This window comes from Anaerobiospirillum succiniciproducens DSM 6400, from assembly GCF_000482845.1.
Taxonomy (GTDB): domain Bacteria; phylum Pseudomonadota; class Gammaproteobacteria; order Enterobacterales; family Succinivibrionaceae; genus Anaerobiospirillum; species Anaerobiospirillum succiniciproducens.
In genome coordinates this window covers 1-10,630 of record NZ_AXWV01000096.1, presented here as the reverse complement: position 1 = coordinate 10,630, position 10,630 = coordinate 1, and the positions used below count along the sequence as shown (strand labels likewise).

Below are 10,630 nucleotides of genomic sequence, written 5' to 3'. Positions count from 1 at the left end.
TTATGCAATCTTTAGAAAGTCATATTTTGCTATGGGATTATGCAATCTTTCAAAAGCAAAAAGGCCTTGTCTCAAGCATGTTAAGTGAGACAAGACCTTTTGTAAGGTAGAGATGGGCTCTACCTTGTTATTGAACTAAGCTTTAGCTTAATTACTTGTGCTCAGCAACGTCAAAGCTCTTTAAGGACCAAATGTTGTGTACATAGTCCTCGATGGAGCGATCTGATGAGAACTTGCCCATAGATGCAGAGTTGATGATAGCAGCGCGTGCCCAACGCTCCTTGTCCTTGTACATCTCTTCTACGCGCTTGTGAGCATCGCGGTATGAGGCGAAGTCAGCAAGTACTAAGAATGGATCACCGTGATCTAACAGTGAACGCTTGATGGAGGATAAGGCACCGGCCTGACCTGGGGTGAAGTAGTCAGTGTCTAACCAGTCTAAAGCTGACTTAAGAACTGGATCGGCATTGTAGTAATCCCATGGGTTGTAACCACGTGCCTTGAGCTCTTGAACCTCTTCAACTGACAGACCGAAGATGAAGTTGTTCTCAACACCGGCCTCAGCAACGATTTCGATGTTTGCACCGTCCATGGTACCTAAGGTTAAGGCACCATTCATGGAGAACTTCATGTTAGAAGTACCAGAAGCCTCATAACCAGCAGTAGAGATCTGCTCGGAGATGTCAGCAGCTGGAATGATCTTCTCAGCTAAGCTTACACGGTAGTTAGGAATGAAGACAACCTTAAGCTGGTTACGGATGCGGTGGTCATTGTTAATACGCTCACCAATCTTGTTGATTGCGTAAATAATGTCCTTAGCAAGAGTGTAAGCAGGAGCAGCCTTAGCGCCGAAGATGAAGACTTGAGGAACGATGGTCTTAGCCGGATCAGCGAGCAGCTCGTTGTATAAGCTTAAGATGTATAAGAGGTTTAAGTGCTGACGCTTGTACTCGTGCAGACGCTTAACCTGAACGTCAAACAGAGCGTTAGGGTCAACATCAACACCACACAGCTTCTTGATTTCAGCAGCTAAAGCAACCTTGTTTGCATGCTTAACATCCATGAAGCGCTTGCGGAAGTCTGCGTTGTCAGCGTATGGACGCATCTTAGCGCAAGACTCAAGGTGCAGAGGCCAATCCTTACCAGAAACCTCGTTGTAGAGCTCAGCTAAGCCTGGGTTACATGCTAATAACCAACGACGTGGGGTAACACCGTTAGTTACGTTGCAGAAACGATCTGGCCAAATAGCAGCAAACTCTGGGAAGAGCTGCTCACGAACGAGCTTAGAGTGAATCTCAGCTACGCCGTTAACGCGACGGGATGCGATAACGCACAGGTTAGCCATACGAACCATGCGGCATGGGCCTTCCTCGATAATAGAGAGCTTAGCACGCTTTTCGTTATCACCTGGCCACATACGCTCAACTTCACCGTCTAAGAAGTGAGCATTGATTTCGTAGATGATCTCTAAGTGACGTGGCAGGAGACGCTCAAAGAGATATACAGGCCACTTCTCTAATGCCTCAGGCAGCAGAGTGTGGTTGGTGTAAGCAAATACCTCAGTTACGATCTTCCATGCTGCATCCCATGATAAGCCTTCCTCATCAATGAGCAGACGCATTAACTCAGGAACAGCAATAGTTGGGTGAGTATCGTTAAGCTGAATAGCAATCTTGCTTGCAAATGAAGAATAGTCGTGGTGGTGAGCACGATTGTAACGACGCAGAATGTCCTTTAAGGAACATGCACAGAAGAAGTACTGCTGAGTTAAACGCAGCATCTTACCTGCTTCAGTAGAGTCGTTAGGATAGAGAACCTTAGAGATGGTCTCGCACTGAGCTTTTTCTTCCTGTGCGTCTACGTAACCGCCAGCGTTGAAAACGTCCCAGTTGAACTGCTCAGTTGCACGAGATTCCCACAGACGTAATACGGTAACAGATGCGCCACGGAAACCTACAACAGGGATATCCCAAGGTACACCCTTAATCATGTGAGCAGGGTGCCATACTTTCTGCTCAGTACCATCAGGAGCAGTCTGAACCTCAACGTAACCGCCTACAGGGATTTCCTGGGTAGACTCAGGACGGCAAACTTCCCATGGACAGCCGTACTCACGCCATGAATCAGGACGCTCAACCTGGCGACCACCACGGATTTCCTGACGGAACAGACCGTTCTCATAGTGCAGACCGTAGCCGATAGATGGGTACTTTAAGGTAGCTAAAGAGTCAATATAGCAGGCAGCAAGACGACCTAAACCACCGTTACCTAATGCCATATCTGGCTCTTCATCGCACAGCTCGTTGATATCGATACCAAGCTCAGCTAAAGCTTTCTTACAGGTATCGTAAACTTCGAGGTTGCACATGTTGTTAACAGTCAGACGGCCCATTAAGAACTCAGCTGACAGGTAGTTAACAGCACGGGTATCGTTAGATGCGTGGGTGAACTGGGTCTGAGTTAAACGCTCAAATACGAGCTCGTTTACTGCATAAACCACAGCCTGCCACCAAGCTAAAGGAGATGCCTTCTTCTCAGAAGTACCAATAGATCTTCTTAAGTGCGTAGTAATAGAGTCTTTAAATTGCTCTACTGTTGGGTGGAATAAGTCATTAGTGCATGAGCACTCTGCAGCAGTATTTACTGCATCAGCCACAGGGGCCTTTGCAGTGGTGTTAGCAGTCTTCTTAGAATGCTTGCTTGCCATTTAATCCTCCGAAAGATTGATTACGGCATATGAGGACAAACGAGAGTAATAAAACCACTCCAAGTTTTCTTGTGACTAAACTAGTCCTCAAGTATGTTGTTTTAAATAGCTTTAAGTAAAAACTTAGATAAGCTTTACAACACACATAGCGTGTACAGAGTCCTGTGCAAAACTATCTATACCGCAAACCTGCCTTACAACAAAAGCAAGTAAGTCGGCTGCCTCGTCAAACTTTAAGGTCAGTGCGAGACATATCACCCTACTAAGAGCTCGCCGTGCATAGTTGACCAAGATAAACTTGGCACCAGACTTACCTTTTATTGCATGGCGTTGCCTAACGGAATATCACTCAGGTGCATGAGCGCCATAAGTTGAAGCAATCAAGCTATCAAACCATGATTCCATCAGGATCGGGTATAGATTTATTAATGCACTATGGTTCTGTGCAACGCGTGAATACTTTAGAAAGTACGATTACGCTCGTCTTAGTAAACACGTCTTTGAGCACACAAAGGAGAGTGTCTCAAGCTTCATAAAAACACCTTATGGGAGTATGAACACTTGAGTGCATAGATGAGTAGATAGCTTTTATTGCTATCTTGTTTGAATGGCAAAACTACATAAGAGTCATTGAGCAATAGCCAAAGCTAACGCAGCAAAGAAACACCTACATAGACTCCCAAGCTTTGTCTGATTGTTCAAACCTTGATAAAGCTTTAGTAAAAGCTACCAAAGCGCTATTAAAGCGTGGTCAATCAGTAAAAAAGCAACCTAGGCTTTTGCACCCACCATGCATGTGCTTGTAGGTATGTTTACCAACTGAATAATTTGTATACCAATACAAAAATAATTCATATCAGGCATATATAACGCCTAGCTAGGATTGTAGCACATAGCTTCTGTAAAAGATGTGCTGTTGCTTACAACAAGTGCAAATACACGTACTTTTCACCAAAATTCAGCACAAGTTACATCATGATTTACAAGGCAGATCACACTCTTGCTACCCACGTCATCCCACCTACCATTAAGTTAGCATAAGCTAACACAATACATTTTCTACAATCACTATACCCAACATTATTTACCCACATCAGAGCAAAATATGACGAGATCAAGCCAAAACAGATCCACCGTAGCCACCAAGCAAGATGAAAGTGTAGAGGCCACACCAACCCTCGCCATGATCTTAACTATGGCATAATCGAAAGATGAGCTCATTTTGATTTTTTGAGCAGATCTTAAGATCTATCTAATTTTGACATTTTTATAGACTAAAAATGAAAAAGCCCCGTAGAACGTATCTACAGGGCCTTTTTTTGCAAGATCCAAGTTTTCCTAGAACTTAAGTTCATCTGGAATTGGCAGATCTTTATCAAGATCTCGAGGTCGATTAGGAGCCTTGCCTTCGTTATAAGCTTTAGTACCCATAACCCATGCTAATACTTGTGCCACAGCTTGGAACAGACCACGTGGAATTTCTCTGTCTAAGTCGGTGGTGTAGTACAAAGAACGAGCTAAAGGCGGCAGCTGCATAACTGGAATCTTGTACTCGCGAGCAATCTCTTTGATCTTCTCTGCAACCTCATCAACACCCTTAGCTACAACTACTGGTGCTAATTCGCCATTAGGATCATAAGAAAGAGCTACCGCATAGTGAGTTGGGTTTGTAACAACCACGTCTGCAGTTGGAACCTTGGACATCATGCGTCGTGCAGCCATTTCGTACTGCATACGCTTCATACGGCTCTTAATCTGAGGGTTACCCTCAGTCTCTTTCATTTCATCCTTGAGTTCCTGCTTGGTCATACGTAACTGCTGACGATATTGCCAATACTGGAACGGCACATCGATCATAATGATCGGAATCATGGCGCTCACGATGATCACCATGAAGATGAAGAGAATATTCATCGCATCACGTACTGCGGCAAATACATCAATGTATGAAAGACGCAAGATTTCGTTGATACGACCACTAATCAAGAAATAACAAATCGAACCGATACAGGCTACTTTAGCAATACTCTTAATGAGCTCAACTATCGAGTTCATCGAAAAGATTCGTTTGAATCCATTGATTGGGTTGAGCTTGTCTGGCTTTGGCATCATTGCTTCTGTGGAGAAGTTCATGCCACCAATCATGATATTGCCAATGAATGCTGCAACGAGCATCGAAAAACAGATCGCAAGCAAAGGAATGGCGACGAGCACAATGTCCTGGAAGAACACACGTCCCATTTCATAAGTATCAAATGCTTGAGACTTAGTTAAAGTAAAGGAATGCTTCATCAAGGTGGTCATTCCTTCACCTAAGAAAGGAGATACCAGCCAAATGGAAGCTACGCCTGAGAGCAGCACAAAGAATGTTCCTGCCTCTCTCGATCGTGGGAGCTGACCTTTTTTACGCGCATCCGATATTCGTTTACCGGTTGGCTCTTCGGTCTTCTCCTGTCCGTCGGACGACTCGGCCATTTCATCTCCTCTGTCATTGCTAAGGACAACTAAAGACCAAGACGTATAACGTCGTACTCATCACGCACAAGCATGACAAGACACCAGATTACCTATATTGATGAGTACTACTGCAAGATTTGAGATCTCAATTTACGTGCAGTGCTGTAATAAGGTGGGCTTTAACTGACCTAGGCTAGGAATACTATGGACGCATCCATAGTACTGGCACTAAAGGTGATTCATACGATCGCAAGCAGACGCTATCTATAAAGCGCCTCAAGCCTTGCAGACAAAACAGCAAGCTCGTGTTTGATGCGATCAATGTGTACTCATCCACGCAATTCTACAAATTTTGTTCTCTTATTACCACCTGATGTAAGCGCAAACTAGACAAATATCACCTAGGCAAGCACATGTATTTACTGCTATGCACCATTTTGCCCATCATAAGAACAAAAAGAGCCTGTATCATTGCTCCGCCCTTAGTGTAGTTTTTGCTAGCGCAACTTATCCATAACTTATCGCCCATAAAAGCAAAAAAGCCTAGCTTTCATGTTTAGAAAGCTAGGCTTTTGCTTGAAGACTAAGTGCTTAAGAACATTTGCACGTCTTAATATCTTTTGGTGCTTAGTCTAAGAGATCAGCACGGTTGCCATTAGCCTCAAGCCACTGACGGCGATCGTCAGAACGCTTAGATGCAAGCAACATGTCCATAAGACCAAAGGTTTCCTCTTGGTTCTCTTCATCTAAGGTCAGCTTAATAAGGCGACGTGACTGAGGAGCTAAGGTGGTCTCATGGAGCTGCTCTGGGTTCATCTCACCTAAACCTTTGAAGCGCTGAATCTTAATTGATTCTGGCTTAGCACCACGACGTAAAAATAGCTTTTGCTTTTGCTCAAGCTCAGCTTCATCTAAGGCATAGGCCTTATCTTTACCGCAGTCGATACGGAAAAGAGGAGGGCATGCCACATAGACGTGACCTTCTTGAACTAACTTAGTAAAGTGACGCACGAACAAGGCGCACAGTAAGGTACCGATGTGCAGACCGTCTGAATCAGCATCAGCAAGAATACAAATCTTGTTATAGCGCAGGCCCTTTAAGTCATCAGAGTCTGGCTCTAATCCGATCGCTACTGAAATATCATGCACTTCTTGTGAAGCTAAAGCACGAGAGCCCGATACTTCCCAAGTATTTAAGATCTTGCCACGCAGCGGCAAAATAGCCTGGAAAGTTGCATCACGAGCTTGACGAGCAGAACCACCTGCAGAGTTACCCTCTACAATAAAGAGCTCTGAGCGTGAAGGATCGGTTGAGGTGCAATCTACTAACTTACCAGGCAGCTGAGGACCACGGGTAGCCTTCTTACGCTCTACTACCTTTGATGAAGCCTCTCGAGACTTAGCGTTACTAATAACACGATTAGCTAAAGCTGTTGCTGCCTCAACATTGGAGTTGAGATATAAGGAAAAACGATCTTTAACCGCGTTATCGACTAATTGAGCACACTCACGAGAAGAGAGCTTCTCTTTAGTCTGACCAGCAAACTGCGGATCGCGAATCTTAATTGACAGAACAAAAGAACAGCCAATCCAAATATCATCTGCAGTAAGCTTAAGACCACGTGGCAGCAGATTATGTAAATCGCAAAACTCTCTCATAGCAGAGAGTAAACCTACTCTTAAGCCATTAACGTGGGTGCCACCCTCAGCAGTTGGAATTAGGTTTACGAATGACTCGCGTACTGGCTCAGCATGTTCAAGCTCCCAAGTAACTGCAAAGGCTACTTCAGAGTCGTCTGCCTTCACTACCTCTGAGTATGGAGGCGCAGGCAGAATCTTACGGCCATCACACTGATTTAACAGGTAATTACCTAAAGAGCCCTCATGAGTCCAAGTAAACTCTTCACCGGTCTTCTCATTAACAAAATGTACTGAGAGATTTGGGCATAACACAGCCTTTGCCTTTAAAAGATGCATTAAGCTCTTAAAGACAAAGTGGCCATTATCAAAGTACTTAGCATCAGGCCAGAAACGAATAGAAGTACCAGTATCTTTCTTGTTGCAAGTACCAATGCTATGCAGATCTTCTACCTTATAGCCATTTTCATAGGCAATAAACCAGACCTTGCCCTCACGCTGAATCTTGGCTTCAAGACGGGTAGACAGTGCGTTAACCACGCTCACACCTACACCATGCAAGCCACCTGAGAAGCCGTAGTTTTCTTTATTGAACTTACCGCCAGCGTGCAGCTTGGCAAAGATAAGCTCAACTGCAGGAACCTTTTCAGTAGGATGCATATCAACAGGCATACCACGACCATTATCGGTAACCTCCAATGATTCATCATCATGAAGTACAACCTCTATATGGGAGGCATGACCTGCTAAGGCCTCGTCAACAGAGTTATCGATAACTTCCATGCCCAAGTGATTTGGGCTGGTTGTATCGGTATACATACCTGGTCTGCGACGTACAGGCTCAAGACCTTCAAGCACCTCAATCGAGGAGCCGTCATAAGTTGATTCTGCTTTTGCCATACCGACAGAAAATCCTATAAAGACATCAAGATCATCAAATTAAGCAAAGCAACAAGGCAATCGACTTATTTGATGACATAAAAACTAGGAGAGCAAAGATAGCACAAAGATGACTGCAAGCCAAAAACTATCAGCATAAGATGCACTACACACAGTCCATCACATAAAACATCATCTAGCTTAAAGCTATCATCCTTATATAAGGAGTGCTATCTTTCTAATGGGCTCTTAAATGCACGTCATGCTAAACCCACTTTAAGGCAAAGATGTGCAAAGTGGGAAAAAATAGCTTGAAGACCATCTCAAAGCTAACTTGAGCTACTGACAAATGCATCATTAATGTACAGAGTAATCTTAGCTAAAGATACACATGCCTTATAAGAAGGTCATCTTACGTTTATGAAAAATGTAATCTTAGCGTATAAGAGATTTTCAATGTTTAGCTTAGTAAGAAGTTTAGTGGAAAGTCGAAACTAGGCAGGAAATGAGTAATCTGAGCAGATTACTGCAGGTATAAGGATAAGACGTGAGGCTCTTGTGAACGCGGTGTAAGGGACCTAAGTCACTTCGCATGGAAGTCTGTATATATATAGCTCAAAGGCTGTCACAGAAATAATTACTACCGGCCGCAAGAGCCGAGGCAGATTATATAGCCCTACACTTTTCAATTCAAGTTTTGAGTTATCAAAACCATATCATGATGATAACTATGCCATTATCTAGCAATAATACCAGCTTTTAAAGCAAGTTAGACATTCCCAATCAAAAACGCCGGGCAGAGCCCGGCGTTAAGTCATGTTGGAAATGAAAGCTTAATTTTATCGTATATTCAGGATGCTATCCATTACAGTGTTCTGAGTCTGTAGAGACTGTGCATTAGCTTGATAGTTACGCTGCGCAGTAATCAGCTCTACAAGCTCATTAGTAAGGTCTACGTTAGAAAGCTCAAGGTTTGAGCCCTTAATGGAGCCACATGAGCCTGAGTTTGCTTCCTTGGCAATAGCCTCACCTGAGGAGTTGGACTGCTTCCACTGTGTATCACCAATCTTAATCAAGCCTTGGGTATTGGCAAAGTCCGCCATTGCCACCTTGGCAATCTTCTTTACCTGGCCATTGGAGTACTCACACTGAATAATACCGTTCTCATCGACAGACATACCGATAAGAATACCAGTAGCATAGCCATCATTGGTAGGAGCCTGGCTTACAGAGAAGTTTGATGAGCCGTACTGACTAGCTGCAAACTGAATATTGAGCATCTGTGTTGGCTCAATGCCCTGACCTAATGCTGTATGTAAAGTACCGTCGCAACCTGCCTGACCGTCTTTCTTAAAGGTTTGATCAGTAACATTTTGACCAAAATCGGCAATTACACCGGTATTATCAGGAGCAGTGGCTGCATTAGGATTACCAAAAAGCGCATGTCTCAAGCTTCCAGGTATCTTCTTATTTGCATTCGCTGCATCAGCTGGATTTACGAGCTCGACTTTTGCTGGATATTGTTCTAAGACTTCACCATTTGGACCAAACTTAACTTGGAAACCAAAAAGATTAGATCCTGCAATGGTTGATTTTCCGTTTACAGTTAGACAAACAGGATTATCTTTGTATGAAATGCCATTGCCTAAGCCCTTACCTTTTACATCGACAGGATGACCGTCTACGTATGGGATAACTGTCCAGTTAGTGTTGTTAGAGCCTTTAGCATCAGGGCCGGTCTTGATCATGTAGTAAGTCAGAGTATGGGCACGACCTAAAGAGTCATGAATAGTCTGAGAGGTGGATGCCTGATAAGTACTAGCATCCTTTGGATCAAAGTCAGTGTAGTACTGGATAAAATTTGCGGCATTAGGGTCTGGATTAGCGCCACCAGCTGGGCCACGAAAAATACCCTGTGACTCATTTACAGGCACATTTGCCGGCCAAGGATTACCTGACCAAGGATCGGTTGTTGCTGGCTGGTTTGGCTTGACTGGGTCTTTATCGGCTGGGAGGTTGACACCGATGGAGATGTTGGTAGACATCTGAGGTGCGCCGGTGTCAGCTGGCAGCTTGATGTTGTGGGTGTTGCTAAGGTCTAATGAGGTGGTAGTACCATCTGGATTTACATCCCAACCTTGCAGGAAATCACCCATGGCGGTAACTACAAAGCCTTCCTTATTGATCTGGAAAGCACCGTTACGGGTAAAGGTCTGAGCATCAGAGCCAGGGCCTTCAAGTACAAAGAAACCGTTGCCCTGAATGGCCATATCCAGAGGATTGCCAGTATCTCCAGAGAGCGCACCCTGCACAAACTGCTGTGATACTACAGTGTTTTGCACGCCCATGCCGGCATTAGTCTTGGAGTTAGTGAAGACGCTATTGGCGTACACGTCAGCAAACTCGGCGCGCGACTTCTTAAAGCCGTATGAATTGGTATTGGAGATATTGTTGGAAGTCACATCAATATGCTTTTGTGAGTTCTTAATACCGCTGACAGATGTACCGAACATATACATTCGCTCCTAATCATATGTATTAGATTTTGCCACCAACAGCTGCTAAGGCCTGACTTGCAAAACATAAAGTGTACATAGCAAACACAATGCCATACATTTTACTTTTTTATGGGAACTTCTATAAATCAAAAACATGATATATATCAGGCGGAGGCGTGATATTTTGCTTGAAAACCTTGGGGTACAATGATATAATACATCATTAATAACAAACAAAAAACATTACCCCAAGGATAACAAAAACATGTCAACAGTATACATTTTTAATCACCCAAATGCAACTAAACTTATTCCATCTTCCAGAGAGGAAATACTAGCAAATGAACCTATTCTGCTAGCACTCGACCAAAACTTCGACTTTGAAAGTTTGCGTGGTTATATCGAGGACAACCTGAAAGCCTTTAGAAAGCAACAGTCAAATGTAAGCGAT

At 43.8% G+C, this 10,630-nt stretch carries 5 protein-coding genes; 1 reads left to right on the top strand and 4 read right to left on the bottom strand.

Annotation, left to right across the window (positions count from 1 at the left end):
* Positions 1-151: 151 nt before the first annotated feature.
* From H524_RS15540 to H524_RS0110960, 4 genes are all read right to left on the bottom strand, one after another.
* Positions 152-2,707: a glycogen/starch/alpha-glucan phosphorylase gene (locus tag H524_RS15540; RefSeq protein ID WP_084281763.1), complete on the bottom strand. Its 2,556-nt coding sequence runs from the start codon at positions 2,705-2,707 to the stop codon at positions 152-154.
* A gap of 1,338 nt (positions 2,708-4,045) precedes the next feature.
* Complete coding sequence (gene flhB, locus H524_RS0110970; protein WP_027940251.1) at positions 4,046-5,182, bottom strand: flagellar biosynthesis protein FlhB; 1,137 nt, start codon at positions 5,180-5,182, stop codon at positions 4,046-4,048.
* 609 nt (positions 5,183-5,791) lie between these two features.
* A complete protein-coding gene (parE, locus tag H524_RS0110965) occupies positions 5,792-7,702 on the bottom strand; it encodes a DNA topoisomerase IV subunit B (protein WP_027940250.1) in 1,911 nt (636 codons plus the stop codon).
* An 818-nt stretch (positions 7,703-8,520) separates the two neighbouring features.
* A complete protein-coding gene (locus tag H524_RS0110960; protein WP_027940249.1) occupies positions 8,521-10,194 on the bottom strand; it encodes a flagellar hook protein FlgE in 1,674 nt (557 codons plus the stop codon).
* 250 nt (positions 10,195-10,444) lie between these two features.
* On the opposite strand from H524_RS0110960, the gene H524_RS17635 reads away from it, so the two are divergent.
* A partial coding sequence (locus H524_RS17635; protein ID WP_044122126.1) for a hypothetical protein occupies positions 10,445-10,630 on the top strand: 186 nt, incomplete at its 3' end.